A 26,384-nucleotide genomic window follows, 5' to 3' on the forward strand; every position below is an offset into this window, starting at 1 on the left:
AGAAACTATTTTCCCTCTCCTCATCCAGGAAGAGGGAAAATGCCTGCTCATTTTTTATTAGTCTGCTTAATCAACATTGCTGGCTGGCGTCGCTTCAATATGGCGCTCTTCAGCCGTTAATCCCTTTATATATTTACTGTATTTCCACCACGCAAAGCCGAGGAAGATAACAATACCGCCGACGTTATAAAAAATGATGGTCAGAATATTCGCGCCAGTCGGGAATGTCGAAGCGACAAACCCTACGGCAAATATCGCAATCAGCATTGAAACAACGATAATACCGGTGCGGCGGGAGCCCATACGGAAATCGCGTGGCAGGTGATCTAATTTGGCGCGTAAATTCAGGTAAGCCAGCATGATGAATAACGGCGGAAGCATGGACGCTGCGGCGGTCATATTAATAATGGTATTCATCAGATCCTGCACGGTATTGGAACCGAGCATCGGGATAATCATCAGCGGGATGACGATCAGGAACTGGATCCACGCTGCGCGCGCCGGAACGCCGTTTTCGTTCAGTTCGACGGTTTTCTTACCAAAGATGCCTTCCGGGATTTCGGAGAAGAAAATTTTCACCGGCGTTGCGGTCCACATCAGCAGGGAACCGAACATCGCGGTAAAGGACACCAGACCGACAAAGCGATTCATCAACGCTTCCGGCAGACCAAAATACGCCGCCATACCGTGGAATACCTGCACCGATCCGCCAGTAAATTTCAACTCTTTGCTGCTGACGAAGACGTTAATCAGCACCGAGGAGACGGAATACAGTACGCCGATAAAAATCCCGGCGAGGATGATCACTTTAACGAACGATTTCGAACCGCCTTTGACGTCGTTAACGTACACAGCGACGGACTCCGCGCCACCTGCGGCCATAAAGATCCAGGTGGTCACGCCGAGGAACGCCCAGTTGAAGTTCGGGATCATCGCGTCAACGGTGATCGGATCGGCAGGCTGTACGCCGCCAACCAGCGCCGTGCCTGCCAGTAAAATGTAGGAGAGCGTTAACAGCAGCATCAGCGTTGAAGTGACGGAGGTGATTGGCCCCAGCATTTTCGCCCCGTTGGTGGAAACCCATGTGGAGAAGGCGAACAGCACCATACTGATAATGGTGGTGGCAACCGGTGTCATAATATATTCGTAGCCGAGGAAGGCATACGAAGCATAAGCAATAACGCGCGGCAACAGCGAGGTGAAAAAGAACAGGTTTACGAACCAATAGGTATAGGCAGTAATAAATGCCCAACGTCCGCCCAGCGAACTTTTTACCCACGCGTAGACACCAGCTTCTGAGTTTTTATTTAACGAAACAAATTCTGCGATGATCAGACAGAAGGGAATAAAATAAAAAATCGTCGCGAGGAAAAACATCGGTGCCGAGGCCAGTCCAAGCTCAATATTATTATTGATAACGTTGTTAAAGCTGTAAACTGCGGCAAAAGTCAGCGAGAGTAAGCCGAATTTGCCGATTGTATTACGTTTGGTATCAGACATAACACATCTCCGAAAATGTGTAGGGTAGCGGTGGCGGCAAACTCCTTTTGCCGCCGTAGTTGTTATTTGTTATGGAAATAACCATCTTCGATGGTGACTTTGAGAACCACTTTTTTGACCGCGTTATTGCAGATAAACCGATACGCTTCATGGATATCGCAAATAACGATTTGCCCTTCGTGGACCTCAACGGTTTCTCCGCAGCCTTTTAAATATTCACGGTCAGTTTCATCACGATAATATTCCACTACCTGTAATGTCTCTTTCGTCGCATATTCAATTTTTTGCTGCCCTTGCAGGTAGTAATGCACTTCAAAATAGCGTCGATGTCCGGTAAATAGCGCATCGGTCGCGGAGTCATTTTCCACACGGTAGGTCAATGAATCACCGATGGAGTGGGCGACGCTAGGCTGAATGTTGTCGATATTTTCAATCGCTTCAACGCAGCGTTGCCACTTCTTGCCAGAGGCGTAAATCTGGCGGAACTGTTCTAAGTTATCGATGATCCTCATTGCTTATTCTCGCTGTGCAAATTCGTGGAAAAGAACCCTGCGCCGAACTCATACGACGCCAGGCTTTGCGCGGTAGCTTCTCCGCCAGAAACCGGCAGCAACGTAAAGCCGTAGCTGAAGTCACGGAACCAGACGCGCCAGGAGTCCAGCACCTCGCTGCCCCAGGAGTTGGAGCCGAGGCCAAGCAGCTGGTGGTCGAGATTCAGGGTGATGTCATCACTGCGCTGCAACTCGTTACAGTGCTGGGCAGCGTGGATGTTTTCCTGGGTGTAGTGCCAGGCACTGAAGTTAATTGGGCGCTGCGGAACCACCAGCAGACCGTTGCCGTGGCGGTTAGTCAGTGCCGTCCAGCGGACATGCTGACGGTTGCCGTTGTTCTGCGGGAAGGGATAGTTCTCGAACATGGCATCGACGGTGCTGCGCCAGATATCGATGATGTTAGCCTGCTGGCTGTCGGCGTAGTTTTCGCCCGGTCCACGACCGTAATACGCCACCTGATCGTATTCGCCGTTAATCCCCATAGTGAAACCGATGCACGGAATGATGTGCGGATAGTCGCCGTAACGCTCGCCGGAAAGCGCCACGTTAACCTGGCCATCGGCAGCGATGCGCCAGATGTAGGTGCAGCGCATCCCGAAATCAAACACCGGCGGGGCAATAACCGTGCGGCTGATGATCAACACTTCACCATCGCTCTGTTCTACGGCAAAGTCGCGCAGATGTTCCTGCATGATCTGCAAATGATTCGGTTGCCACAGCCCTTCGTACTCCTGCTTGTGGTTGTCGATCATCGGCTTGAAGAAGTTGATCTTTGGCTCGCGGGTCAGCAGCGACTCGCCATTTACCTGCCAGGATGTCGGTTTGCCACTCATTTTTGAGAAGGTGATCGCGAAGTTGTAGCCGCGAACGGTGCAGCTCAAACGATCGTCTTCCAGCGTCAGCGGACGCGCATTATTTGGTGCGAAAGGCACTGGCTGCGCGGTGTTTTCCTTCAGCGGGAACTGATAAGTGGCGATAGAATGCCCGGCTTCGCTGTAGCGGGTGCGGGAATCTTTGGTCACCGTAATGTTGAGGAACGCTTCGCGGGCGTCCAGCTGCGGCAGCGTGATCTGTAAGGGGGCTTCGCTATTCGGCGCAACGTCGCGCAGTTTAATCTGCTGCGTCGCGAGCGTTTCACCTTCGGCGCGCACCTCTGCGTGCAGGGTGTAGTCATCAAGCGTGGTAAACCACAGTTTATTTTCGACTTTCAGCTCGCCGCGAGTCAGATCCAGCGCGTGGATTTTTACTGGCGCGATAACCTGTTTGTACTCTTTCAGGCCCGGTCCCGGCGTCTGATCGGAATAGATCAAACCATCAAGACAGAAGTTATAGTTGTTGGGATAGTCGCCGTAGTCGCCGCCGAATTTATACCAGACATTGCCGTTGTCATCCTGCGCCTGGATCCCGTGGTCGCACCATTCCCAGACATAATGTCCCTGAATGCAATCGTGCTTATAGAAGACGTTCTGGTACTCCGTCAGCCCGCCCGGTCCGTTCCCCATCGCATGAGCATATTCACAGATGATGCGCGGCTTCGGATGCGGGTATTCACCAAACTCATTCATCAGCGGCACGCGGGTGTACATGGTGGAAATAATATCGACCACTTCAGCATCGCGATCTTCTTCGTAATGCACCAGTCGCGTGTCATCCAGCGCCTTCGCCGCATGGTACATCGCGCGGATGTTACAGCCATAGCCGGATTCATTGCCCAGCGACCAGATGATGATCGAAGGATGGTTTTTCTGCGCGTGAATATGGCGAACAATGCGCTCGACGTAGACTTTTTCCCACTGCGGATCGTCGGTAATACGGCTGATATCGCCGACGTTAGCAAAGCCGTGCGATTCGACGTCGGTTTCCGCCATCACAAACAGGCCGTAGATATCACACAGTTCGTAAAAACGCGGATCGTTCGGGTAGTGAGCGGTACGCACGGAGTTGATGTTGTGCTGCTTCATCAACTGGAGATCTTTCTCGACGCGATCCATTCCAACGGCGCGGCCTTTGCGATGATCGTTGTCGTGACGGTTGACGCCGTGCAGCATCACATAACGGTTATTGATCCAGAACAGACCGTCGCGCACTTTGATATCACGGAAGCCAACGCGTTGTGGCACCACTTCCAGAACGTTGCCGTCGGCGTCTTTCAGCGTCATGACCAAATGGTAAAGATAAGGGGATTCTGCTGACCATTGCTGCGGCTGTTCGACAGTAAAAGCAAAGCTGGCGCTGGTCAGTTTTTCAATTGCCAAATGATCAATGGCGCTACTGTGCACCACGCGTTCGCCATCAAACAGGGTATATTCCAGCGTTGTGACGACAGGGGAGGCGGCGAGATTTTCCAGCACCACTTCGCAGGAAAGCGTGGCATCGCAATAGGCTTCGTCAAAGTCGGTACGAACGGTGAAATCGTTAATATGCGTGAGTTGTTTTCCGACCAGATAAACATCGCGGAAAATCCCCGCCGACCACCACATATCCTGGTCTTCCACGTAGGTGGAATCCGCCCACTGCATCACGCGCACACACAACAGGTTGTCGCCAGTTTTAACCATCGCGCTGATGTCAAACTCTGCGGTCAGGCGACTGCCCTTGCTGAACCCCACATACTGACCGTTAACGTAGACTTCAAAATAGGTTTCGACGCCGTCAAATTTGATCAGCGTCTGTTTACCCTGCCAGCCGTCGCTGAGGGTGAAAATACGTTGATAGGCACCGGTTGGGTTATCGCTGGGGACAAACGGCACATCGATGGGGAACGGAAAACCTTCGTCGGTATATTGCAGTTTGCCGTGACCTTCCATTTGCCACATGGCGGGGACGGTAATATGCCCCCAGTCAGCCATTAACTCAGAGGTGAAGGCTTCTGGCACTTGCAGCGGATGGTCAAAAAAGTGGAAATTCCACTGACCGCTTAAGGGCAGAAACAGGCTGCTGGTTTCACGGGCAAAGGTACGCGCTTGCGCAACAGAATCATATGAAAAAAAGTACGCACGCGGCGCAAGTCGGTTTTCGTGGGTGAGCTGAATGTTTTCCCAGCGATTCATAGGGCCTCCCGGTAGAGAGAAATCGGAACCATTCATGGTGATGGTAGTTTGTGTAATTGCTGGGGAGTTTAGTAAAATTTTTACTAAAAAGTAGCAGGTAAATGCATTTACTTTAACTGGATCACGAAAATAAACGGCAGCACTGTCCGGCAAAAACGATTGCCGGACAGTGTGTAAGGGGATTTAACGGGTCGTGCCGCGCAGTTTTAATTTGCTGGGAACGAAGACTAACAGCGGCAGCGCGCGACCATCGCGGGCTTTTTCATACACTAGGTTAACGCCCTGGCTTCCCATCATTTCGGAATGGATGCGCACGGTGGAGAGCGGCGGAAAGGTAAATCGCGCGGTGGGGATATCATTAACGCTGATAAGCGAAATATCCTGTGGGATGTTCAGGCCACGTTCATGAATCGCCCGCAGTACGCCGATAGCAATGGAATCGGAAGCAACAAACAGTGCCTTCGGATAGTCTTCCCGCGCCAACATTTGTTTTGCCAGTTCATAGCCCGACGAACTGGAAAAGCCTCCGCGCCAGATATCCTCTTCGCGTACCACTTGTTTCAGTCGGCCAGATTCCGCAAAGGCGACCTCACGAATATCCGCCTTGCCAGGCTCATCTTCACCGCCAATAAAACCAATGCGATTAACGCCCTGGTTGATATAGAAGTCGATGATTTCTTTACTGATGCGTGCCAGATCGATATCCACCGCATCGTAACCGCTGCCGGGTTCGTGAAAGTCGATAAAACAGATATTGTCGGTCAACGCACAGGCGGCGGCGCGCAGGGCGGGCGTGGGTTTGCCGACAATTAAAATACCGGTGACGTTTTTAATGTCTGGTAATCCGCTGTGTTCATAACAGTTGGTCAGTTCGATCGCCAGCTTTTCGCACTGAGTTTCAATGCCGTGGCGGATCGCCAGATAGTAAGGATCGTTGATCTCCAGCTCCTGTTGGTAGCTGTAGATAGCCAGAATATGGTGTTGGTTGACTGCACCTGTCTGGAGTTTACGGGCACTACTGGTCTTGTACTCCAGCTTTTCGGCGATCTCGAGAATGCGATGTTTCGTCTCTTCTTTCACATTCAATGTTGGATCGTCATTTAAGACCCTGGATACTGTCGCCAGGGATACGCCAGCTTCGATTGCGATGTCTTTTAGTGTTGCCATGTTTACCTTTTTTACTTTCCCTGATGTGCGCCCCCATTGTAGAGGAAGTGCTTATCGGGTCACCTGTTTTCAGTAAATAAAGCGCGTTTCTTTGACGCTGTAACGGTAACACAGCGGCTCACGAATGTGATCACGCCTGCATTCTCCATTTTTAGCCTACAGGATTGAGAAAAACTTTTGCTATAGTTTAGTAAAATTTTACCCGAAGGGAGGAAACAATGGAAACCGTGGCTTACGCTGATTTTGCACGTCTGGAAATGCGCGTCGGAAAGATTGTGGAAGTGAAACGCCATGAAAACGCCGACAAGCTGTACATCGTACAGGTTGATGTGGGGGAAAAAACACTGCAAACCGTGACTAGCCTGGTGCCGTACTACAGCGAAGAAGAGCTGATGGGGAAAACGGTGGTGGTCTTATGCAATCTGCAAAAAGCGAAAATGCGTGGTGAAACGTCGGAATGCATGCTGTTGTGTGCGGAAACCGATGACGGCAGTGAAAGCGTGTTGTTAACGCCGGAGCGGATGATGCCTGCGGGCGTTCGTATCGTATAAAACAATCGGATGGCGACGTCGAATCGCCATCCGATTTGATATTACGCTTCTTCGACACTTACTCGCATGGCCGCCAGCGCCTTACGCGCCGCTTTGATCACCAGTTCACACTGTTCAATGGTCAGTGTCAGTGGCGGTTCAATGCGGATCGTTTTGGCGTTATTGAGCGTTCCGGCCACCAGAACGCGCTGGCGGAACATCTCGCTGGCAAAGTTATAGCCGATTTCGTTATCAACAAACTCAATCGCCATTAACATCCCTTTACCACGCGCTTCCTGTACCAGATCGGGATATTCCCGCGCCAGTTGACGGAAACCGTCCAGCAACATATCGCCTTTTTGTTCAGCCTGAGCCGGTAAGTTTTGTTCCAGCAACACATTGATGGTCGCCAGCGCCGCCGCACAGGCCAGCGGGTTGCCGCCAAAGGTGGTGGTATGCAGGAACGGGTTGTCGAACAGGACTGAGAACACCTCTTCAGTAGCGATGGTTGCGCCAATCGGCATCACGCCGCCGCCGAGGGCTTTTGCCAGGCACAGGATGTCCGGCTGTACGTTCTCATGTTCGCAGGCGAACATCTTGCCCGTGCGCCCCATACCGGTTTGTACTTCATCGAGGATCATCAGTGCGCCGAACTCATCGCACAGCTTACGCACGGCGGTGAGATAGCCCGGCGGCGGCAGAATTACGCCACCTTCACCCTGAATCGGTTCGAGGATCACTGCAGCCACATCATCACCGGTTTTTTTGCACTCGCTAAGGGCCGTGCGCATGGCTTCGATATTGCCAAACGGTACATGACGGAACCCTGGCAGCAGCGGCATAAATGGTTTGCGGAAGGTCGATTTCGCCGTGGCCGACAGCGCGCCAAGTGATTTACCGTGGAACGCGCCGCTGGTGGCAATAAAAGTAAACTTGCCGCGCGGTGACTGATAAGCCTTCGCCAGCTTCAGCGCTGCTTCAACGGACTCGGTGCCGCTATTACAGAAGAAGCTGTATTTCAGTTTACCGGGCGTTAGCGCCGCAAGGGTTTTCGCCAGCATCGCCCGTAACGGATCGAGCAGCTCCTGGCTGTGCAGCGGTTGTTTCGCAAGTTGATTCTGTACGGCGGAAACCACAACTGGATTACGGTGCCCCACGTTGAAAATTCCAAAACCTCCAAGGCAGTCGATAAACTCCTGTCCCTGGGTGTCGACAAGCGTATTTAAACCTCCCGCTTGCCACTCTACGGCTCCGTAATCCCCGCCGGCGGTAACAGATTTGCGATACTCTAAAAACCCCGGATTGACATGCTCTTTGAAGTATTCAATCACCTCCCGGTTAAGTGCTTTCATCTCCTCATGATCTAGTGTTCGCTTCTCAATGAGATTCAGGGCGTGGGCGCTGCACGCTAAAGCCGATGCGCTCGAAGGTAACCTGTTCAAAATATGCTCCGGAGGCTCGCGTATCACATGATACCGATTTAAGTATTGCAGGGATTGCGCCACTCCGGCTGCGATCGCGAAAATCGGGATAAACACAAATGTGGTTATCATTTGCGCAATATTTAATGCTATTTGTTAACATCTGTTGTTATTTTGCACGGTTTTTGTCGGGTATGGATTTGGCGATTGCTGCGCAAATGCACACTTTCAGGGCAACAACTGCCTGATTTTTGGGCAAGATAATTAACGTTTTCGTATAGTAACAGAGTGAAAGTATTTTAAATCAAGGGATTAGATTTATGCTTTAATCGCAAATTGCGATCTAAATCAAATTAATCAGTTAAAGATAACCGCAGCGGGGCCGACATAAACTCTGACAAGAAGTTAACAACCATATAACCTGCACAGGACGCGAACATGTCTTCTCATCCGTATGTCACCCAGCAAAATACCCCGCTGGCGGACGATACCACTCTGATGTCCACTACCGATCTGCAAAGCTATATCACTCATGCTAATGACACTTTTGTGCAGGTGAGCGGCTATACCTTGCAAGAGTTACAAGGTCAACCGCACAACATGGTGCGTCACCCGGATATGCCAAAAGCGGCGTTTGCGGATATGTGGTTCACCCTGAAAAAAGGGGAGCCCTGGAGCGGCATCGTGAAAAATCGCCGCAAAAATGGCGACCATTATTGGGTGCGGGCCAATGCGGTACCGATGGTGCGCGAGGGAAAAATCAGTGGCTATATGTCGATTCGCACCCGGGCGACGGATGAAGAGATCGCGGCGGTAGAGCCGCTGTACAAAGCGTTGAACGCCGGACGTACCAGTAAGCGTATTCATAAAGGCCTGGTGGTGCGTAAAGGCTGGCTGGGTAAACTGCCTTCATTACCGCTTCGCTGGCGGGCGCGTGGCGTGATGACCCTGATGTTTATCTTGCTGGCGGTCATGCTTTGGTTTGTTGCTGCCCCAGTGGTGACGTATATCCTCTGTGCGTTAGTGGTATTGTTGGCAAGCGCCTGTTTTGAATGGCAGATTGTCCGCCCGATAGAAAATGTCGCCCGTCAGGCACTGAAGGTGGCGACCGGAGAGCGTAATAGTGTTGAGCATCTGAATCGCAGCGATGAGCTGGGGCTGACATTACGCGCGGTAGGGCAGCTTGGCCTGATGTGCCGTTGGCTAATTAACGATGTCTCAAGCCAGGTGTCCAGTGTCAGAAATGGCAGTGAGACGCTGGCGAAAGGCACCGATGAACTGAACGAACATACCCAGCAGACAGTTGATAACGTTCAGCAAACGGTGGCGACCATGAACCAAATGGCGGCGTCGGTGAAACAGAACTCTGCCACGGCGTCGGCTGCCGATAAACTTTCTATCACTGCCAGTAATGCGGCAGTGCAGGGCGGGGAGGCGATGACCACGGTGATCAAGACAATGGACGATATCGCCGACAGTACCCAGCGCATTGGCACCATTACTTCGCTGATTAACGATATTGCGTTTCAGACCAATATTCTGGCCCTGAATGCGGCGGTGGAAGCGGCACGAGCCGGCGAACAAGGCAAAGGTTTTGCAGTGGTGGCAGGGGAAGTGCGTCATTTAGCCAGCCGCAGCGCCAATGCTGCCAACGATATTCGCAAGCTGATTGATGCCAGTGCTGATAAGGTGCAATCCGGTTCGCAGCAGGTACATGCAGCCGGACGGACGATGGAAGATATTGTGGCACAGGTGAAAAACGTCACCCAATTGATCGCCCAGATTAGCCATTCAACGCTGGAACAGGCCGATGGGCTTTCCAGCCTGACCCGTGCAGTGGATGAGCTTAACCTCATCACCCAGAAAAATGCCGAGCTGGTGGAAGAGAGTGCGCAGGTGTCGGCGATGGTAAAACACCGCGCCAGCCGACTGGAAGACGCGGTGACGGTGCTGCATTAATCGATATGCCGGATCCGGTGTTTGATACACGATGCCTGATGCGATGCTGGCGCATCTTATCAGGCCTACGGGGTGTGTAGGGTACGCCGCATCCGGCAATCGGTGATTAATCCAGTTGCGTAATATCAAAAGCGGCGCGGTCGATCACCGCAATGATCTTTTTTATCTGCGCATCAGTGATATCGCTCTGGTTGACGCGTAAATCCAGCACCGCTTTAAAATTATCCAGCGCCCGCTTCATTTGCGGGTTCTGGCGGAGTGCAGCACCAACGCAACGCGCTTTGATGCGTTCTTCGATCATCTCCACCTGTTCGCGGTTTTCTTCCAGCCACTGCGCGCCCTGTTCGGTCAGTGCAATCTGCTTCTTACCACCTTCCTCTTCGCGGATGGTAATCAGCGACTGCTCCTGCAGAAAATCCAGCGTTGGGTAGATGACGCCCGGGCTTGGGGTGTAATTCCCCTGGGTTAGATTCTCAATCGCTTTAATCAATTCGTAACCGTGGCTGTCATCGCGCGAGAGAATATCCAGAATCACCAGACGCAATTCACCGTGACCAAAGAAACGCTGCCGACGACCGCCGCCGCGACCGTGGCGACCACCGCAGCATTGACCGTGTTCATGCTGGTGACCGTGTCCGCAGTGCTCATGTTCTGACTTCTCACCTTTGCAGCAGCCTTCATGGCGTGGCTGGCCTTCATGTTTACAACACCCTTCGTGATGATGGCTCATATCAGCCTCCTTTTGCTTAATTAGATATATCTAATTTATATCTGATATGAGCGCTTTTGCAAGTATAAAAATGATTTTTAAACGTGAATACACCTCACATCCAGGCCGGATAATTCGTTCACGCCGCATCCGGCAGCCTTGCTACGACGCTGAATGTCTTCTCATACTTCAGATATATCAGTTCTACAAATCGCTTGCATTTATCATGATTAACAATCATTATCATTTGCGAAATTTATTTAGATATATCTGATTACTATCACGAAGGCGATAACAATGAATAACTCCCCCCGCTACCCGCAGCGCGTTCGCAATGATCTGCGCTTCCGTGAATTGACTGTGCTACGCGCTGAGCGTATTAGCGCCGGTTTTCAGCGCATTGTCCTTGGCGGCGAGGCGCTGGACGGTTTTACATCGCGCGGCTTTGACGATCACAGCAAACTCTTCTTTCCTCAATCTGATGCTCACTTTGTGCCGCCAACGGTAACGGAAGAGGGCATCATCTGGCCGGAAGGACCACGCCCACCGTCGCGTGACTATACGCCGCTGTATGACGAACTACGCCATGAACTGGCGATTGATTTCTTTATTCACGACGGTGGCGTCGCCAGCAGCTGGGCAATGCAGGCGCAACCGGGCGATAAACTCACGGTGGCAGGTCCGCGCGGTTCGCTGGTGGTGCCAGAGGATTACGCGTATCAGCTGTATGTCTGCGATGAATCCGGAATGCCCGCACTGCGCCGCCGCCTGGAAACGTTGAGCAAACTTGCTGTTAAACCGCAAGTTAGCGCACTGGTTAGCGTGCGGGATCACGCCTGCCAGGATTATCTCGCGCACCTTGATGGTTTTAATATCGAATGGCTGGCGCATGATGAGCAGGCGGTAGATGCGCGTCTGGCGCAGATGCAAATCCCTGCCGATGATTACTTCATCTGGATAACCGGCGAAGGCAAAGTCGTTAAGAATTTAAGCCGCCGCTTTGAAGCGGAACAGTATGACCCACAGCGGGTACGTGCAGCGGCTTACTGGCACGCAAAGTAACTGATATATAAAAAGAAAAAGGCTGACGATTTCTCGTCAGCCTTTGCTATATCTGGTGGCCCCTGCTGGACTTGAACCAGCGACCAAGCGATTATGAGTCGCCTGCTCTAACCACTGAGCTAAGGGGCCATGGTAGCGGATTATAAAGTAACTCCGTGTCGCAATCCAGCCATTACCGCGCGCCTGCTGTTTTTATAAACAATGTATTTTCAATCCGTTATACTTTTCCTGGTGATGTTAGAAAGGAGTAAATATGGTTGAGGATATTTTGGCTCCAGGGTTACGGGTCGTGTTTTGCGGTATCAACCCTGGGCTTTCATCCGCCGGGACTGGTTTTCCCTTTGCTCATCCGGCAAATCGCTTCTGGAAGGTGATATATCAGGCCGGGTTTACCGACCGTCAGTTGAAGCCGCAGGAGGCACAGCATCTGCTGGATTATCGTTGTGGCGTCACCAAACTGGTAGACCGTCCAACGGTGCAAGCCAATGAAGTTTCAAAGCAGGAGCTACACGCAGGCGGGCGTAAGCTGATTGAAAAAATTGAAGATTATCAGCCGCAGGCGTTGGCGATTCTGGGCAAACAAGCATATGAACAGGGATTCAGCCAGCGCGGTGCACAGTGGGGGAAACAAACGCTCACCATTGGTTCGACGCAGATTTGGGTGCTGCCAAATCCCAGTGGTTTAAGTCGCGTTTCACTGGAGAAACTGGTTGAAGCGTATCGCGAGCTGGACCAGGCGCTGGTAGTGCGTGGGCGATAAAAAACGCCACCGAAAAGGTGGCGTTTGTGCAGAGGGCCTAGTGCCGGGTGCGGCGTAACGCCTGATCCGGCCTACCGATTAATCGTCCAGGAAGCTACGCAGCACTTCAGAACGGCTCGGGTGACGCAGTTTGCGCAGCGCCTTCGCTTCGATCTGACGGATACGTTCGCGGGTAACGTCGAACTGTTTACCCACTTCTTCCAGCGTGTGGTCGGTGTTCATATCGATACCGAAACGCATACGCAGAACTTTTGCTTCACGCGCGGTCAGGCCAGCCAGCACGTCGTGCGTTGCCGCACGCAGGCTTTCGGTGGTCGCAGAATCCAGCGGCAGCTCGAGGGTGGTATCCTCGATGAAATCCCCCAGATGCGAATCTTCATCATCACCGATCGGCGTTTCCATGGAGATTGGCTCTTTGGCGATCTTCAGCACTTTGCGGATCTTGTCTTCCGGCATCAGCATACGTTCAGCCAGTTCTTCCGGCGTCGGTTCACGGCCCATCTCTTGCAGCATCTGGCGAGAAATACGGTTGAGTTTGTTGATAGTCTCAATCATATGCACCGGAATACGGATGGTGCGCGCCTGATCCGCGATAGAACGGGTGATCGCCTGACGGATCCACCAGGTTGCGTAGGTGGAGAACTTGTAACCACGGCGGTATTCGAATTTATCAACCGCTTTCATCAGGCCGATGTTACCTTCCTGAATCAGGTCAAGGAACTGCAAGCCACGGTTGGTGTATTTCTTGGCGATAGAAATAACCAGACGTAAGTTCGCTTCAACCATCTCTTTCTTCGCACGGCGGGCTTTTGCTTCACCGATGGACATACGACGGTTGATATCTTTAACCTGCTCGATGGTCAGGCCGGTTTCTTCTTCAATCTGCTGCAGTTTCTGCAGGGCGCGATGCACTTCTTCAGAGACATCGTGCAGTTTTTCCGACCACGGCTTGTTCATCGCAATTGCCGCGTTGAACCAGGTATCGCTGGTTTCGTTGCCGGTAAACAGGGTAATGAAGTTTTTCTTCGGCATTTTGCACTGCTCAACACAGAGCTTCATGATCAGACGTTCTTGCGTACGAACGCGGTCCATCATGACGCGCATGCTGTTGACCAGGTAGTCAAACTGCTTCGGCACCAGGCGGAACTGTTTGAATACTTCAGACAGTTTCAGGATCTCTTCCTGAGCGGCAGCGTGACTGCGACCTTTCGCTTTGATGGTGTCACGCGTTACAACGTACTGAGCGCGCAGTTCCGCAAATTTTTCACGAGCCAGTTCCGGGTCGATGCTGTTGTCATCATCGGCGCTGTCGTCATCGCCATCTTCTTCGTCTTCATCTTCGTCATCGTCCAGATCTTCCTGGGAAAGCTCAGAACCGACGTGAGTGGCGGTAGGTGCCAGATCTTCTTCTGCGTTCGGGTCAACAAAGCCGGTGATCAGATCGGACAGACGCGCTTCTTCTGCTTCAACACGATCGTACTGTTCCAGCAGATAGGTGATCGCTTCCGGATATTCAGCAACGGAGCATTGAACCTGGTTGATCCCGTCTTCAATACGCTTAGCGATGTCAATTTCGCCTTCGCGGGTCAACAGTTCAACGGTGCCCATTTCACGCATGTACATGCGTACCGGGTCAGTCGTGCGCCCGATTTCAGATTCCACGCTGGAAAGCACCTGCGCGGCGGCTTCGGCAGCATCTTCGTCCGCGGTGTTTTCAGCCAGCATCAGATCATCGGCATCCGGTGCTTCTTCCATCACCTGAATGCCCATGTCGTTGATCATTTGGATGATGTCTTCGATCTGATCTGAATCGACGATATCTTCCGGCAGATGGTCATTGACCTCGGCATAGGTCAGATAGCCTTGCTCCTTACCACGGGTGACAAGAAGTTTCAGCTGTGACTGCGGGTTTTGCTCCATAAGACGGTATCCACACTTATTTCATGAGGTTGGTGTTGGGCGATTGACCCGATGTCCTTCAGCCGTTAACGCTGAAATCCAACGGTTGTTTACCGCCAACGATAATTACGAGGGCGTACTTATATATTTGCCGCTGCCTCTCAGTGCGGCTGTCGGGGGCTTCCCGATCGCTCTTCGGCACTTAAGCCGTTAAATCACTTTTTCGCCAGCTCCTGGTTTAATGTCCAGAGCTCCAGGCGTTCTTCGTTGCTTAAACCATGCGTGCGCTCACGAGCGATTAACTCTTCCTGGCGCAGTTCAAGCAGCGAATCAAACATATGGTTGAGTGAGTCGGTGAAGGTTTGCTCAGCAATATTCTTATCTGCTATATCGTCCCACATCGACAGTTTTTCAAGGGTGGCAGCATTATTTGTACCACGATAGTGCTCTAAAAGTTGCCCGGTGGTCAGACCTGGCTGAGAGAGACAAGTGTTGACCAGTTCTCTGAATAAGCCAAGTCCAGGGAGCTTATTTTCATCCAGATTCTCAAGCGGCGGGACCAACGTCGCTAATTCTGGATTTTGCACCAGCAACCCTATAAGTATACGCATGGTCGTGCGTTTTAGCTGCGGAACAGGGCGAGAAACGCCGCTCTCTGCCGCTTTTGGCATTAATCGTTCAAGCTGGCTGTCATCAAGTATGCCTAATTTGTTGCCTAATTCCTGACGAAGATATATTCGCAGCGTTTCGCCCGGCACTTGCGATATCAATGGCAGTGCCAGCGTACTCAAACGTGCGCGCCCGTCAGGGGTACTCAGATCAACTTGCGGCATCAGGCTGTTAAACAGAAATGCGGAGAGCGGCATCGCCTGCTCCATCCGCGCTTCAAACGCTTGTTTACCTTCTTTTCGTACCAGCGTGTCAGGGTCTTCGCCATCAGGCAAAAACATAAAGCGTAGCTGACGACCGTCTGTCATGTAAGGCAGCGCCGTTTCCAGCGCTCGCCAGGCGGCATCGCGGCCTGCACGGTCGCCGTCATAACAGCAAATGACATTGTTGGTCGCGCGGAACAACAGTTGTATGTGATCGGCGGTGGTTGACGTACCTAACGACGCAACGGCGTAATTAATGCCGTATTGCGCCAGCGCCACCACGTCCATATAGCCTTCGACCACAAGCAGACGATTGGGTTCAGCGTTATCCTGCTGCGCTTCATAAAGACCGTAAAGCTGGCGGCCTTTATGGAAAATGTCCGTTTCCGGCGAGTTCAGGTATTTGGGGGTATCGTTGCCCAGCACGCGTCCACCAAAACCAATCACCCGACCGCGTTTATCACGAATGGGGAACATCACCCGCTCGCGGAAACGGTCGTAACTGCGCCCCTGATCGTTAGTGACCAACATGCCCGCATCAATCAATGACTGGCGATTTTCTGGATTGCCGCCAAACCGCTTCAGGACGTTGTCCCAGCCGGGGGGCGCAAAACCAATCGCAAAGCGGGCGATAACCTCGTGGCTTAATCCGCGTTTTTCCAGATACTGGCGCGCAGACGTGGCAACAGGTTGCTGTAAAGATTGTTGGTAAAACGTATTCAGACCGTCCATCAACTGATAAAGCGTTTGCCGTTGATGGCGCTCGATCTGGCTGGGGCCGCTACCTGCTTCAAATGGCACTTCAAGATTGTGCATTGCCGCCAGCTCTTCGACCGTTTCGACGAACTCAAGCTTGTCGTAGTTCATCAGGAAGTCGATCGCGTTGCCGTGCGCGCCACATCCAAAGCAGTGGTAAAACTGTTTCTCACCGTTAACGGTGAATGACGGGGTTTTCTCGTTGTGGAATGGACAACACGCGTGGAAATTCTTGCCCTGCTTTTTCAGCTTCACACGGGCATCGATCAGATCGACGATGTCAGTGCGTGCCAGCAGATCATTAATGAATACGCGTGGGATTCGTCCAGCCATAGGCCCCGATTTTTAGCAATTCATAAACGAAAATAAGCCGCGCATTCCTTTCGGAAGCACGGCCTTACAACTACAACTCGGTCTGATCGGAGAGCAACGCTCTCGGGGAATTAGTACAGACGAGTGCGGCGTGCGTTTTCGCGAGCCAGTTTCTTCGCGTGACGTTTCACTGCAGAAGCTTTAGCGCGCTTACGTTCGGTAGTCGGTTTTTCATAGAACTCACGACGACGAACTTCCGCCAGAACACCTGCTTTTTCGCAGGAACGCTTGAAGCGACGCAGAGCTACGTCGAACGGCTCGTTTTCACGTACTTTAATTACCGGCATGTGCCTCTCACCTTTGATTAATTCGGTTTGCCGCTGGCATCAACGCCAGCTTATTTCAAAATGGTGCGGAATTTTACTGCAATTGCTGCTGCTTTGTAAAGCACCGCGGCCTTTTTTGAAAGGGACTTTTATAAGGGTGAGGAGTATACACGAGGCTTTCTCCAGGGGCGAACAAAGTTTTACATCAACCCGCATTGGTCCTACACTGCGCGGTAATAAAGCGAGGTAAAACAAGTCATGCGTGTACTGGGTATTGAAACTTCCTGCGATGAAACCGGCATCGCCATTTACGACGATGAAAAAGGTTTGTTAGCCAACCAATTGTATAGTCAGGTGAAATTGCACGCTGACTACGGCGGCGTCGTGCCTGAACTGGCCTCCCGCGATCACGTGCGTAAAACCGTACCGTTGATCCAGGCGGCGCTAAAGGAGTCAGGTTTAACGGCAAAAGACATTGATGCTGTGGCCTATACCGCAGGCCCTGGATTAGTCGGCGCGCTGCTGGTTGGCGCGACCGTGGGGCGTTCTCTGGCGTTTGCCTGGGACGTTCCGGCGATCCCGGTACACCATATGGAAGGGCATCTGTTAGCGCCGATGCTGGAAGATAACCCACCGGAATTTCCGTTTGTCGCGCTGCTGGTTTCCGGCGGTCATACGCAGTTAATCAGCGTGACTGGCATTGGTCAGTACGAGCTGCTCGGCGAGTCTATCGATGATGCGGCTGGTGAAGCGTTTGATAAAACCGCGAAGCTGCTGGGGCTGGATTATCCTGGCGGGCCATTACTGTCGAAAATGGCGGCTCAGGGTACTGCCGGGCGCTTTGTCTTCCCGCGCCCGATGACCGACCGTCCGGGGCTGGATTTCAGCTTTTCTGGTCTGAAAACCTTCGCGGCAAATACCATTCGTGATAACGGCACCGACGACCAGACGCGTGCTGATATCGCCCGCGCCTTTGAAGATGCGGTGGTCGATACGTTGATGATTAAGTGTAAGCGAGCGCTGGATCAGATGGGCTTTAAGCGACTGGTAATGGCAGGTGGCGTGAGTGCTAACCGCACGTTACGGGCGAAGCTGGCTGAAATGATGAAAAAACGCCGTGGCGAAGTGTTCTACGCGCGTCCGGAATTTTGTACTGATAACGGCGCGATGATCGCCTATGCCGGAATGGTGCGGTTTAAAGCAGGCGCGACGGCGGATCTTGGCGTTAGCGTGCGTCCGCGCTGGCCGCTGGCAGAGTTACCGGCCGCGTAAAACTATTAGGTGCCGGAGAGTCACTTCCGGCACCGTCCTCACTTAAAGCAACACCATGGGCATCCACAGTAAGCCGGTAATCACCAGCAACACGAGGAATATCAGCCCAAAAATTGCCCCCAGTCGCCAGTAATCCACCGTTGGCAGATAACCACTACCGTAGTAAATCGGACTGGGTCCGGTGGCGTATGGCGTAAGAATGCTCCCCAGACCAATTGCCGCGCCAACCATCAGGCAGAACACGGGAAGCGGGATTTCCGGCATCGCCAGCGCGGCGGCAATCATCATCGGCGCGAGAGCGGAGGTATACGCCGTGGCGCTGGCAAAGAAGTAGCGCAGCAGATAAAAGACCACAATCAACGCCACCATCACCATCGTTGGCGAATAACCGTTTAAGCTGCCTGCTAACAGTTTGCCAAACCAGCTAATAAAACCGGTGTTGTTGAGTCCGGTAGCGAGGGTGATAAGCGAGGCCAGCCAGAAGAAAACGTTCCACGCCGCTTTATTACTGACAATGTCGTCCCAACTGATAATGCGCAGAAGCAGCATCAGCGCCACCACGCTGTAACCGACCATCGCGGCATCGATATAATCACCGCCGAAAATCCACAGCACCAGCGCGCCTACCATCAGCCCCAGCATCCGTTTTTCACGCGAACAGAGCGGGCCCATTGCCTGCAGTTCCGTCTCTGCCCAGCGCGGCACCTGATCACCAGACTTCAGTACCGGCGGGTACAGCACGTAAGCCAGCCAGGGAACCAGCAGAACCAGTAAAATACTGAGCGGCAACATCCCGAGGAACCAGTCGCCCCAACTCAGTGTGGCGTGAGATGCGCTTTTCATCAGGCCAATTAACAGCAAGTTAGGTGCCATCGCCGTCAGGAAAATGGCGCTGGTCACGCAGTCGGCAACAATCCCCATCCACATGATGTACGAGCCAATGCTGCGCGAACTGCTGTCGTTTGGTTGTGATTGATAGAGCGGTGGCAGGTTACGGATGATGGGATAGATAATCCCCGCACCGCGCGCCGAGTTGGACGGTGTTACAGGTGCCAGGATCAGCTCGGAGAACATCACCGCATAGCCGAGAAACAGCGTACGATGCCCCATCTTTTTCACCAGAATCAGCGCAATGCGGCGTCCAAGCCCGGTTTTTTCATAGCCTGTGCCAAACATAAAGGCGGCGAAAATCAGCCAGATAACCGAATTAGAAAAACCAGAAACCGCCCACGAGAGGGATTTGGCGGTGAACTTAAAACCTGGTTGGGCGAGCTGCTCCGGGCTAAACAGCAGCCACGGCGAGAGAATGGCGATAATGGAGATACCCACCATCGCCACCACGGCCCCCGGCACGGGTTCGAGGATCAGTCCAACGATCACGCCAGTAAAAACGGCAAAGTAGAGCCAGGTATGACTCTCCAGCCCTGCGGGAACCGGAATTAGAGCAATAATGGCGATGACCGCCAGCGGCGCAAGGTATCGCCACCATTCAGTGGAAGGTTTCATCGTGTTATGCCTGCGAAAAAGGAGAGGGGGTGAGCCTCTCCGGGAGGGTTATTTGATGTAGTGGACGTGCTCGCAAATCTCTTCCACGATGGGATCGCGGCGTTCGGCGAACAGCTTTTTGTTTTCGGCTATCAGGTTGTTGCCGTGGGTATCAATAGAGACAATCAGCGGACCGAACTCTTTGACCCGGCAGACCCACAGCGACTCCGGCATCCCGAGTTCTGTCCAGTGCACTTCTTCAATCTCTTCCACCTGGGTTGCCGCCAGTACTGCGCAGCCTGCCGGGAAAATCACATGTAGCGCCTTGAATTTCTGACAGCCTTCTTCGGTCAGCGGCCCCATTCCGCCTTTGCCGACCACCAGTTTCACGCCGGTCTGTTCGATAAATTCACGTTCAAAACTTTCCATACGCATACTGGTTGTCGGGCCGACGGATACCATCTCCCATTTGTCGCCGTTTTTGCGCACGATGGGGCCAGCGTGGAAAATCGCTTTGCCGTTGAGATCGTAAGGGATCGGACGTTTCAGTTCGATCAAGCGGCGGTGACAAACGTCGCGGCAGGTTACCAGCGTACCGGTCAGGTAGATCACATCGCCGACGCGAATATCTTGCAGATCTTCAGCTTTGATCGGGGTTGTCAGGATCTTTTTCATAACGCGCTCCGGGTGTGAGACAGATTTTCAAAGGTGAGATCGGCATGAACCAGCAGTGTGCCGCGACGATGCGCCCAGCAGCCTGTAGAAACAGCAACGCCGATGGTTGACGGATGGCGGGCGGCAGATTCGATATGTACGCCCATCACTGAACTGTTGCCAGTCAGCCCTTGTGGACCAATCCCCAAACGGTTGAGTCCTTCTTCCAGGCGTAGCTCCAGCTCTGCCGCTTTCGGATTGGGGTGGCGGCTGCCAATCGGGCGCAAAATGGCTTTACGCGAGAGCACTGCGGCGGTTTCCACCGAGGTGGCGATGCCCACGCCTACCAGTACCGGTGGACAGGCGTTTACGGCGAGGGTGGAAATATTTTCGAAGACGAATTTCACTACGCCTTCGTAGCCTTCTGACGGCATTAACACTTTCGAGCGGCCAGGTAGCGTGCAGCCGCCGCCTGCCATGTAAACTTCGATTTCCGCATCGTCACCGTCGGGGACGATATCCCAGGTGACCCACGGTACGCCGCTGCCGGTATTTTTGCCGGTGTTCACTTCGTCAAAAATTTCCACCGCGTTGTGGCGCAGTGGCGCTTTGACGGTTGCTTCTTCCACAGCTTGCTTAAGAATGCTTTGCAGCTCGCCAAGCAGCGGGAAACGGGAACCGACTTTAACGAAGAACATAATCTCCCCGGTGTCCTGACAGGCAGGACGATTCAGGTCGATTGCTTTTTGCATGTTGTCGAACATCGTGTGGTAGATGATTTTCCCCATCGACGACGTTTCGGCATCCTTTAGCTGTTTTAGTTTATCCACCACGTCATCGGGCATTCGGGTAGAAATCATGGCGGTAAAGTTAGCGACAATCTCCGTCAACTTATTCACTGCCTGTTGCTTATTACTTTCGCTCATCATGGCAACTCCAGTTTATGTATTTGTCTGGAAAAATTCACCGCCACAAACTACCACTAAAAATGTGGTTTTATATTTTTTGCCACCGTGAATATGTAATTCACAGTTCGTGAATCAACGCGAAAATAAGAATGAATATTGCGCCAGAGCAGGGAATGGCAATGTTTTGCGAAATACACTGCGCTTATCACAACTGCGGATAATTAACGATGCTGAATAGCTGGCCTTTAGCCAAAGACTTGCAGGTACTGGTAGAAATCGTCCACAGCGGGAGTTTTAGTGCTGCAGCGGCGACGCTTGGGCAAACGCCTGCATTTGTCACCAAGCGGATCCAAATCCTTGAAAATACGCTGGCAACAACGCTGCTGAACCGCTCCGCTCGCGGCGTGGCGCTGACTGAAAGTGGCCAACGTTGTTACGAGCATGCGCTGGAAATCCTCACCCAATATCAGCGACTGGTCGATGACGTTACGCAAATCAAAACGCGCCCGGAGGGGATGATTCGTATTGGCTGTAGTTTTGGTTTTGGGCGCAGCCATATTGCGCCAGCCATTACCGAACTGATGCGCAATTATCCTGAGTTACAGGTGCATTTTGAATTGTTCGATCGGCAAATTGATTTAGTGCAGGATAATATTGATCTGGATATTCGTATTAATGACGAAATTCCTGATTATTATATTGCGCATCTTTTGACAAAAAATAAACGAATATTATGTGCAGCACCTGAGTATCTGCAAAAATATCCGCAGCCACAATCCTTACAGGAATTAAGTCGTCATGATTGTCTGGTGACCAAAGAGCGTGATATGACCCACGGAATATGGGAGTTGGGGAACGGTCAGGAGAAAAAATCGGTGAAGGTAAGCGGGCATCTTTCCTCCAATAGCGGCGAGATTGTGCTGCAATGGGCGCTGGAAGGAAAAGGAATTATGCTGCGTTCTGAGTGGGATGTTTTACCGTTTCTGGAGAGTGGCAAACTGGTGCGAGTATTGCCGGAGTACGCACAAAGCGCCAATATCTGGGCTGTTTACCGGGAGCCGCTCTATCGCAGCATGAAATTACGTGTCTGCGTGGAATTTCTGGCGGCATGGTGCCAGCAACGGCTGGGCAAGCCCGACGAAGGCTATCAGATTATGTAGATCCACCAGAAATCACTCGGGATCCTTTTCGCGCTTTCTTTTGAATTTCGTCCAGATTTTTGTCTCCTGACGACGCCACAGACGCTGGATGTTGTCATGATGACGCAGCAGGATCAGGCAAGAGAGCATCGAAACCGGGAAGGTGAATTGTGGCTTAAACCACCAGACATAAAACGGAGCAATCAGTGCACTGACAATCGCTCCCAGCGACGAATATCCGCTCAATAGCACGGTCAGTAACCAGGTTCCCGCCATTACTCCGGTGAGATCCCAGCCAATTGGTGCGATGGCACCAAAAGCGGTAGCAACGCCTTTTCCTCCTTTAAAACCGAAGAAAACGGGCCAGATATGTCCAAGACAGGCGGCGATGGCAATTAAGCCTAGCCAGAAGGGGCTGACACCTAATTCATACGCGCCCCAGACAGGCAACATTCCTTTCAGAACGTCGAAAATCAGTACTGCTACGGCTGCTCCCTTGCCACCGATACGTAACACATTGGTTGCGCCTGGATTGCCGGAGCCGCTGGTTCGCGGATCGGGCAGCCCACACAAGCGGCAAACCAGAATGGCACTGGAGATGGAGCCGCAGAGGTACGCGATGAGGATCATTCCAGGCGCGATTGCACTCATAAGCTGTTCCGTTTTGAAAATTCGTGTTCAACGATGAATCTGTGGATAATACGCACATTTCGCCGGAAGTGGTATCCGGTTAGCCAAAAAGCAGGCAGGACGTGATGGATATTGTATTTATAGAGCAACTTTCGGTAATCACCACTATTGGTGTTTACGACTGGGAACAGACCATCGAACAGAAGTTAGTGTTCGATATCGAAATGGCGTGGGATAACCGTAAAGCGGCGAAAAGTGATGATGTGGCGGATTGCCTCAGTTACGCTGACATTGCAGAAACGGTAGTCAGCCACGTCGAGGGGGCGCGTTTTGCGCTGGTGGAACGTGTGGCGGAAGAGGTGGCGGAGCTGCTGTTAGCACGCTTCAACTCGCCGTGGGTGCGTATCAAACTCAGCAAGCCAGGCGCAGTGGCGCGGGCGGCGAATGTTGGCGTCATCATTGAGCGTGGCAATAATCTGAAAGAAAATAATTAATTTTACAGCTGTTAAACCAAACGGTTATAACCTGGTCATACTGCAGTAGTTCGGACAAGCGTTACATTTTTATAATTTAGGGGTTTATTGATGAGCGATATGCACTCGCTGCTGATAGCGGCAATATTGGGTGTGGTCGAAGGATTGACAGAATTTCTGCCGGTATCCAGCACGGGCCATATGATTATTGTCGGTCACTTGTTGGGATTTGAGGGCGACACGGCGAAAACCTTTGAAGTCGTGATCCAGTTAGGATCAATTCTGGCGGTAGTAGTGATGTTCTGGCGGCGTCTGTTTGGCCTGATTGGCATCCACTTTGGTCGCCCGTTGCAGCACGAAGGAGAAAGCAAAGGCCGTTTAACGCTGATCCACATTTTGCTGGGGATGATTCCGGCGGTGGTACTGGGGCTGTTGTTCCACGACACGATTAAATCATTGTTTAACCCGATAAATGTGATGTATGCACTGGTCGTTGGCGGTCTGTTGCTGATTGCCGCTGAATGCCTGAAGCCGAAAGAGCCGCGTGCGCCGGGTCTTGATGATATGACCTATCGTCAGGCGTTTATGATTGGCTGTTTCCAGTGTCTGGCGCTGTGGCCGGGTTTCTCCCGTTCCGGGGCGACCATTTCAGGTGGGATGCTGATGGGGGTGAGCCGTTACGCTGCTTCCGAGTTTTCGTTCCTGCTGGCGGTGCCGATGATGATGGGCGCAACGGCGCTCGATCTCTACAAAAGCTGGGGCTTCCTGACAACCGGCGATATCCCGATGTTTGCCGTTGGGTTTATCACCGCTTTTGTGGTGGCGCTGATAGCGATTAAAACCTTCCTGCAATTGATTAAGCGCATTTCGTTTATCCCGTTCGCCATTTATCGCTTTATTGTGGCGGCTGCGGTGTATGTCGTGTTCTTTTGATTGAGGAATAGTGTCGGATATGACGCTTGTGCGTCTTATCCGACCTGGCCGGTGTTTGCAATAAATTGAAATTCAAGTGCTTAATCAGGCTTTGGACAACGTTGTTCCTTCCAGCTGGCTACCGCCGCAATCCGCCGTCGGGTCAGCTCCTCGCGAATCTCCACACCTTTAAATCCCGCTTCAACGACGGCTTTTGTTGGCACTGACTGTGCTACTTCCCAGGCTTCGCGCAACCAGCGGCCTTGCGGGTAGTCCGCTGATTCAAAACCGGTTCTGCCGCGCACGTCAGCCTCGCTGGTCAGCGCCAGTTGCTCGACACGCTGCGGTTTACGCCAGGCGTCGATGGAATCAAACAATTTGACGATGGTTTTTGGGTTCAGCATTGGGAAGGTGTGGATGAGATCGTGAAACTCAGCCACCAGTCTGGCTAAATCGCGAATTTCATTTGGCACGCGCAGACGCTGACAGAGTTGTTCCACTAACTTAACACCCGCCGGGCCATGACCATGATGACGCGGCCAAAGTTCTGGTGGCGTCAGTCCTTTACCGAGATCGTGGCATAAAGTTGCGAAACGGACATCGACCTGCGGACTTAGCATCGCCGCCATTGAGAGCGTCATTAAGGTGTGAATACCGGTGTCGATTTCCGGATGCCACCTGGCAGGGGCCGGAACGCCAAACAGGGCGTCAATTTCCGGGAATAAAACGCGTAGTGCACCACAATCGCGCAGTACCTGGAAGAACACCTGGGGATTGCGGGTGGTGAGGGCGCTTTCCGTCTCTTTCCATACCCGTTCAGGCGTCAGGTGTTCCAGTTCACCCGCATGGGTCATCTCGCGCATCAGTGCCAGAGTTTCATCGGCAATACGAAAACCGAGGTGGGCATAACGCGCAGCAAAACGCGCCACGCGCAATACGCGTAACGGATCTTCGCCAAAAGCGGGGGAAACATGGCGCAACAGACGATTTTGCAGATCGCCCAGACCGTTGTACGGGTCGATAATCTCGCCGTTATCGTCCTGGGCCAGCGCATTAATGGTCAGATCGCGACGCTTAAGATCATCTTCCAGCGTGACATCCGGTGCGGCATAGCAGGTAAAACCGGTGTAACCGGAACCGGATTTCCGTTCAGTACGTGCCAGCGCATACTCTTCATGCGTTTGCGGATGCAGAAAAACAGGAAAATCGCGGCCTACCTGCTGGTAGCCCGCGTCGAGCATCTCCTGTGGCGTACTGCCGACCACCACCCAATCTCTGTCTTTGACCGGTAGCCTTAACAATGCATCCCGAACAGCACCACCGACCAGATAAATCTTCACGCCATCATCCCTTCGTCAAATACACAATTCCTAATAATAAGACAGTGCAACGAAGAAGGCGATTTAGTTCATCCAGCGATCTTTGCGTTTGCGGCTTGGGATCAGGTGCGGCAGTACCAGACCGAGCAGCAAGCCAAGCCCCAGCACGCCGCCGCCATACATAAACCATTGCATGATGATGGTGCGCTGTTTGTCATCCAGCTGTACGCTGGCGGCATCGACCTTTTTCTGCGCGACAATCAGCTCGTTTTTCAGTTTCTGATTTTCTTCTTTTAACCCGTTGATCACGCTGTCGCTCTGCGCCACTTTTTGCTGCATTTCTGCGGTGCGCTGATTCCAGGTGTTATCGATATTGGTGAGTTTATCGGTCAGGGTTTTGACCTGATTTTCCAGATCTGGCACACGGGAGCGCAGGCTTGGCTCAGTGCTAAGTTGTTTCAACGGGATCCAGGCGGTACGGCCAGAGCTGTCTTTCACCTGGGCATAATTGGTGTTGGCGTCAGTTTGTAATAAGGTCACTTCCTCGCCGGCATTAACCGTGCCCACGAGGCGATAATGATCTCCCGGACCGCTACGGACCCAGGTATTCAGTTCGTCGGAAACATAGCGCGTTTCTTCAGCGTGTGAGACGGCAGTGGCGCTAAGTGCGAGTAAAGTTAATCCGATCAGGCGTAATTTTGGCATCAGGCTGTCGTTA

The 26,384-nt window shown here is 52.4% G+C and carries 23 protein-coding genes and 1 tRNA gene; 8 read left to right on the forward strand and 16 right to left on the reverse strand.

Going from position 1 to position 26,384, the window contains the following annotated elements; translation table 11 throughout:
* Window positions 1-66: 66 nt before the first annotated feature.
* The 4 genes from ACJHWK_RS04595 to ebgR all read right to left on the reverse strand — a co-directional run bounded on the left by ACJHWK_RS04595 (window position 67) and on the right by ebgR (window position 6,268).
* Window positions 67-1,500, reverse strand: a complete 1,434-nt coding sequence (locus ACJHWK_RS04595) for an amino acid permease (RefSeq protein WP_001285446.1) — start codon at window positions 1,498-1,500, stop codon at window positions 67-69.
* Between the two features lie 62 nt (window positions 1,501-1,562).
* On the reverse strand, window positions 1,563-2,012 hold the full coding sequence (locus ACJHWK_RS04600) for a beta-galactosidase subunit beta (protein ID WP_170886163.1): 450 nt from the start codon (window positions 2,010-2,012) through the stop codon (window positions 1,563-1,565).
* Window positions 2,009-5,101: a beta-galactosidase subunit alpha gene (gene ebgA, locus ACJHWK_RS04605; RefSeq protein WP_021523277.1), complete on the reverse strand. Its 3,093-nt coding sequence runs from the start codon at window positions 5,099-5,101 to the stop codon at window positions 2,009-2,011. Before ebgA ends, ACJHWK_RS04600 begins: the two co-directional genes overlap by 4 nt.
* Before the next feature lie 183 nt (window positions 5,102-5,284).
* Window positions 5,285-6,268 (reverse strand): transcriptional regulator EbgR, encoded by a 984-nt coding sequence (gene ebgR, locus ACJHWK_RS04610; RefSeq protein WP_410234798.1) that lies wholly within the window; start codon window positions 6,266-6,268, stop codon window positions 5,285-5,287.
* Window positions 6,269-6,486: 218 nt separating this feature from the next.
* On the opposite strand from ebgR, the gene ACJHWK_RS04615 reads away from it, so the two are divergent.
* Complete coding sequence (locus tag ACJHWK_RS04615; RefSeq protein ID WP_000450588.1) at window positions 6,487-6,819, forward strand: tRNA-binding protein; 333 nt, start codon at window positions 6,487-6,489, stop codon at window positions 6,817-6,819.
* Between the two features lie 41 nt (window positions 6,820-6,860).
* Here the strand turns inward: ACJHWK_RS04615 and ygjG are convergent, their stop codons facing one another.
* A complete protein-coding gene (gene ygjG, locus ACJHWK_RS04620; RefSeq protein WP_001309772.1) occupies window positions 6,861-8,240 on the reverse strand; it encodes a putrescine aminotransferase in 1,380 nt (459 codons plus the stop codon).
* A gap of 417 nt (window positions 8,241-8,657) precedes the next feature.
* On the opposite strand from ygjG, the gene aer reads away from it, so the two are divergent.
* Window positions 8,658-10,178: an aerotaxis sensor receptor Aer gene (gene aer, locus ACJHWK_RS04625; RefSeq protein WP_000094730.1), complete on the forward strand. Its 1,521-nt coding sequence runs from the start codon at window positions 8,658-8,660 to the stop codon at window positions 10,176-10,178.
* 106 nt (window positions 10,179-10,284) lie between these two features.
* On the opposite strand, the gene nfeR is transcribed toward aer, so the two are convergent.
* Window positions 10,285-10,908: a DNA-binding transcriptional regulator NfeR gene (nfeR, locus tag ACJHWK_RS04630; RefSeq protein WP_000018005.1), complete on the reverse strand. Its 624-nt coding sequence runs from the start codon at window positions 10,906-10,908 to the stop codon at window positions 10,285-10,287.
* A gap of 276 nt (window positions 10,909-11,184) precedes the next feature.
* Here nfeR and nfeF point away from each other — a divergent pair, with 276 nt between their 5' ends.
* Window positions 11,185-11,949, forward strand: a complete 765-nt coding sequence (nfeF, locus tag ACJHWK_RS04635; RefSeq protein ID WP_170886161.1) for an NADPH-dependent ferric chelate reductase NfeF — start codon at window positions 11,185-11,187, stop codon at window positions 11,947-11,949.
* Window positions 11,950-12,002: 53 nt separating this feature from the next.
* Here nfeF and ACJHWK_RS04640 read toward each other — a convergent pair.
* Window positions 12,003-12,078, reverse strand: a tRNA-Ile gene (locus ACJHWK_RS04640).
* A 124-nt stretch (window positions 12,079-12,202) separates the two neighbouring features.
* Between ACJHWK_RS04640 and mug the strand changes: the two genes are divergently transcribed.
* Window positions 12,203-12,709 carry a G/U mismatch-specific DNA glycosylase gene (mug, locus tag ACJHWK_RS04645; protein ID WP_000228937.1) on the forward strand — a complete coding sequence of 169 codons (507 nt, stop codon included), beginning with the start codon at window positions 12,203-12,205 and terminating at the stop codon, window positions 12,707-12,709.
* Window positions 12,710-12,787: 78 nt separating this feature from the next.
* On the opposite strand, the gene rpoD is transcribed toward mug, so the two are convergent.
* From rpoD to rpsU, 3 genes are all read right to left on the reverse strand, one after another.
* Window positions 12,788-14,629: an RNA polymerase sigma factor RpoD gene (gene rpoD / locus ACJHWK_RS04650; protein WP_000437371.1), complete on the reverse strand. Its 1,842-nt coding sequence runs from the start codon at window positions 14,627-14,629 to the stop codon at window positions 12,788-12,790.
* 194 nt (window positions 14,630-14,823) lie between these two features.
* Window positions 14,824-16,569 (reverse strand): DNA primase, encoded by a 1,746-nt coding sequence (gene dnaG / locus ACJHWK_RS04655; protein WP_000918837.1) that lies wholly within the window; start codon window positions 16,567-16,569, stop codon window positions 14,824-14,826.
* 110 nt (window positions 16,570-16,679) lie between these two features.
* Window positions 16,680-16,895, reverse strand: coding sequence for a 30S ribosomal protein S21 (gene rpsU / locus ACJHWK_RS04660; protein ID WP_001144069.1), 216 nt, complete (start codon window positions 16,893-16,895; stop codon window positions 16,680-16,682).
* Between the two features lie 237 nt (window positions 16,896-17,132).
* Between rpsU and tsaD the strand changes: the two genes are divergently transcribed.
* A complete protein-coding gene (gene tsaD / locus ACJHWK_RS04665) occupies window positions 17,133-18,146 on the forward strand; it encodes a tRNA (adenosine(37)-N6)-threonylcarbamoyltransferase complex transferase subunit TsaD (protein WP_001521360.1) in 1,014 nt (337 codons plus the stop codon).
* 42 nt (window positions 18,147-18,188) lie between these two features.
* On the opposite strand, the gene ttdT is transcribed toward tsaD, so the two are convergent.
* Genes ttdT through ttdA form a run of 3 tightly spaced genes read right to left on the reverse strand, consistent with a single transcriptional unit; the run spans window position 18,189 to window position 21,214 of the window.
* Window positions 18,189-19,652, reverse strand: a complete 1,464-nt coding sequence (gene ttdT / locus ACJHWK_RS04670) for an L-tartrate/succinate antiporter (protein WP_001521359.1) — start codon at window positions 19,650-19,652, stop codon at window positions 18,189-18,191.
* 48 nt (window positions 19,653-19,700) lie between these two features.
* A complete protein-coding gene (ttdB, locus tag ACJHWK_RS04675) occupies window positions 19,701-20,306 on the reverse strand; it encodes a L(+)-tartrate dehydratase subunit beta (RefSeq protein ID WP_000722957.1) in 606 nt (201 codons plus the stop codon).
* Window positions 20,303-21,214: a L(+)-tartrate dehydratase subunit alpha gene (gene ttdA, locus ACJHWK_RS04680; protein ID WP_000986806.1), complete on the reverse strand. Its 912-nt coding sequence runs from the start codon at window positions 21,212-21,214 to the stop codon at window positions 20,303-20,305. Before ttdA ends, ttdB begins: the two co-directional genes overlap by 4 nt.
* A gap of 206 nt (window positions 21,215-21,420) precedes the next feature.
* Here ttdA and ttdR point away from each other — a divergent pair, with 206 nt between their 5' ends.
* Window positions 21,421-22,353 carry an L-tartrate utilization transcriptional activator TtdR gene (gene ttdR, locus ACJHWK_RS04685; protein ID WP_001521355.1) on the forward strand — a complete coding sequence of 311 codons (933 nt, stop codon included), beginning with the start codon at window positions 21,421-21,423 and terminating at the stop codon, window positions 22,351-22,353.
* Between the two features lie 12 nt (window positions 22,354-22,365).
* Here the strand turns inward: ttdR and plsY are convergent, their stop codons facing one another.
* On the reverse strand, window positions 22,366-22,983 hold the full coding sequence (gene plsY, locus ACJHWK_RS04690; protein ID WP_001272796.1) for a glycerol-3-phosphate 1-O-acyltransferase PlsY: 618 nt from the start codon (window positions 22,981-22,983) through the stop codon (window positions 22,366-22,368).
* Between the two features lie 104 nt (window positions 22,984-23,087).
* On the opposite strand from plsY, the gene folB reads away from it, so the two are divergent.
* Together folB and bacA are read left to right on the forward strand one after the other, a co-directional pair.
* Window positions 23,088-23,456, forward strand: coding sequence for a bifunctional dihydroneopterin aldolase/7,8-dihydroneopterin epimerase (gene folB, locus ACJHWK_RS04695; protein WP_001295541.1), 369 nt, complete (start codon window positions 23,088-23,090; stop codon window positions 23,454-23,456).
* Window positions 23,457-23,546: 90 nt separating this feature from the next.
* Window positions 23,547-24,368 carry an undecaprenyl-diphosphate phosphatase gene (gene bacA / locus ACJHWK_RS04700; protein WP_001305111.1) on the forward strand — a complete coding sequence of 274 codons (822 nt, stop codon included), beginning with the start codon at window positions 23,547-23,549 and terminating at the stop codon, window positions 24,366-24,368.
* An 80-nt stretch (window positions 24,369-24,448) separates the two neighbouring features.
* On the opposite strand, the gene cca is transcribed toward bacA, so the two are convergent.
* Together cca and ACJHWK_RS04710 are read right to left on the reverse strand one after the other, a co-directional pair.
* Window positions 24,449-25,687 carry a fused tRNA nucleotidyltransferase/2',3'-cyclic phosphodiesterase/2' nucleotidase/phosphatase Cca gene (cca, locus tag ACJHWK_RS04705; protein ID WP_410234799.1) on the reverse strand — a complete coding sequence of 413 codons (1,239 nt, stop codon included), beginning with the start codon at window positions 25,685-25,687 and terminating at the stop codon, window positions 24,449-24,451.
* Between the two features lie 63 nt (window positions 25,688-25,750).
* Entirely contained in the window at window positions 25,751-26,371 is a 621-nt protein-coding gene (locus ACJHWK_RS04710; RefSeq protein WP_001125331.1) for a TIGR04211 family SH3 domain-containing protein, read from the reverse strand.
* Window positions 26,372-26,384: the final 13 nt, after the last annotated feature.

The organism is Escherichia sp. WS547 (assembly GCF_046486065.1).
Classification (GTDB): Bacteria; Pseudomonadota; Gammaproteobacteria; order Enterobacterales; family Enterobacteriaceae; genus Escherichia; species Escherichia coli.

What these genes read in the sequence shown, in the direction of transcription:
- ttdT (WP_001521359.1), bottom strand. Translation starts at nt 19,652, where the DNA reads ATGAAACCTTCCACTGAATGGTGGCGATACCTTGCGCCGCTGGCGGTC.
- ACJHWK_RS04710 (WP_001125331.1), bottom strand. Translation starts at nt 26,371, where the DNA reads ATGCCAAAATTACGCCTGATCGGATTAACTTTACTCGCACTTAGCGCC.
- ACJHWK_RS04595 (WP_001285446.1), bottom strand. Translation starts at nt 1,500, where the DNA reads ATGTCTGATACCAAACGTAATACAATCGGCAAATTCGGCTTACTCTCG.
- ttdB (WP_000722957.1), bottom strand. Translation starts at nt 20,306, where the DNA reads ATGAAAAAGATCCTGACAACCCCGATCAAAGCTGAAGATCTGCAAGAT.
- ACJHWK_RS04600 (WP_170886163.1), bottom strand. Translation starts at nt 2,012, where the DNA reads ATGAGGATCATCGATAACTTAGAACAGTTCCGCCAGATTTACGCCTCT.
- tsaD (WP_001521360.1), top strand. Translation starts at nt 17,133, where the DNA reads ATGCGTGTACTGGGTATTGAAACTTCCTGCGATGAAACCGGCATCGCC.
- bacA (WP_001305111.1), top strand. Translation starts at nt 23,547, where the DNA reads ATGAGCGATATGCACTCGCTGCTGATAGCGGCAATATTGGGTGTGGTC.
- nfeF (WP_170886161.1), top strand. Translation starts at nt 11,185, where the DNA reads ATGAATAACTCCCCCCGCTACCCGCAGCGCGTTCGCAATGATCTGCGC.
- ttdR (WP_001521355.1), top strand. Translation starts at nt 21,421, where the DNA reads ATGCTGAATAGCTGGCCTTTAGCCAAAGACTTGCAGGTACTGGTAGAA.
- ebgA (WP_021523277.1), bottom strand. Translation starts at nt 5,101, where the DNA reads ATGAATCGCTGGGAAAACATTCAGCTCACCCACGAAAACCGACTTGCG.
- rpsU (WP_001144069.1), bottom strand. Translation starts at nt 16,895, where the DNA reads ATGCCGGTAATTAAAGTACGTGAAAACGAGCCGTTCGACGTAGCTCTG.
- dnaG (WP_000918837.1), bottom strand. Translation starts at nt 16,569, where the DNA reads ATGGCTGGACGAATCCCACGCGTATTCATTAATGATCTGCTGGCACGC.
- plsY (WP_001272796.1), bottom strand. Translation starts at nt 22,983, where the DNA reads ATGAGTGCAATCGCGCCTGGAATGATCCTCATCGCGTACCTCTGCGGC.
- aer (WP_000094730.1), top strand. Translation starts at nt 8,658, where the DNA reads ATGTCTTCTCATCCGTATGTCACCCAGCAAAATACCCCGCTGGCGGAC.
- ebgR (WP_410234798.1), bottom strand. Translation starts at nt 6,268, where the DNA reads ATGGCAACACTAAAAGACATCGCAATCGAAGCTGGCGTATCCCTGGCG.
- ttdA (WP_000986806.1), bottom strand. Translation starts at nt 21,214, where the DNA reads ATGATGAGCGAAAGTAATAAGCAACAGGCAGTGAATAAGTTGACGGAG.
- nfeR (WP_000018005.1), bottom strand. Translation starts at nt 10,908, where the DNA reads ATGAGCCATCATCACGAAGGGTGTTGTAAACATGAAGGCCAGCCACGC.
- ACJHWK_RS04615 (WP_000450588.1), top strand. Translation starts at nt 6,487, where the DNA reads ATGGAAACCGTGGCTTACGCTGATTTTGCACGTCTGGAAATGCGCGTC.
- mug (WP_000228937.1), top strand. Translation starts at nt 12,203, where the DNA reads ATGGTTGAGGATATTTTGGCTCCAGGGTTACGGGTCGTGTTTTGCGGT.
- rpoD (WP_000437371.1), bottom strand. Translation starts at nt 14,629, where the DNA reads ATGGAGCAAAACCCGCAGTCACAGCTGAAACTTCTTGTCACCCGTGGT.
- folB (WP_001295541.1), top strand. Translation starts at nt 23,088, where the DNA reads ATGGATATTGTATTTATAGAGCAACTTTCGGTAATCACCACTATTGGT.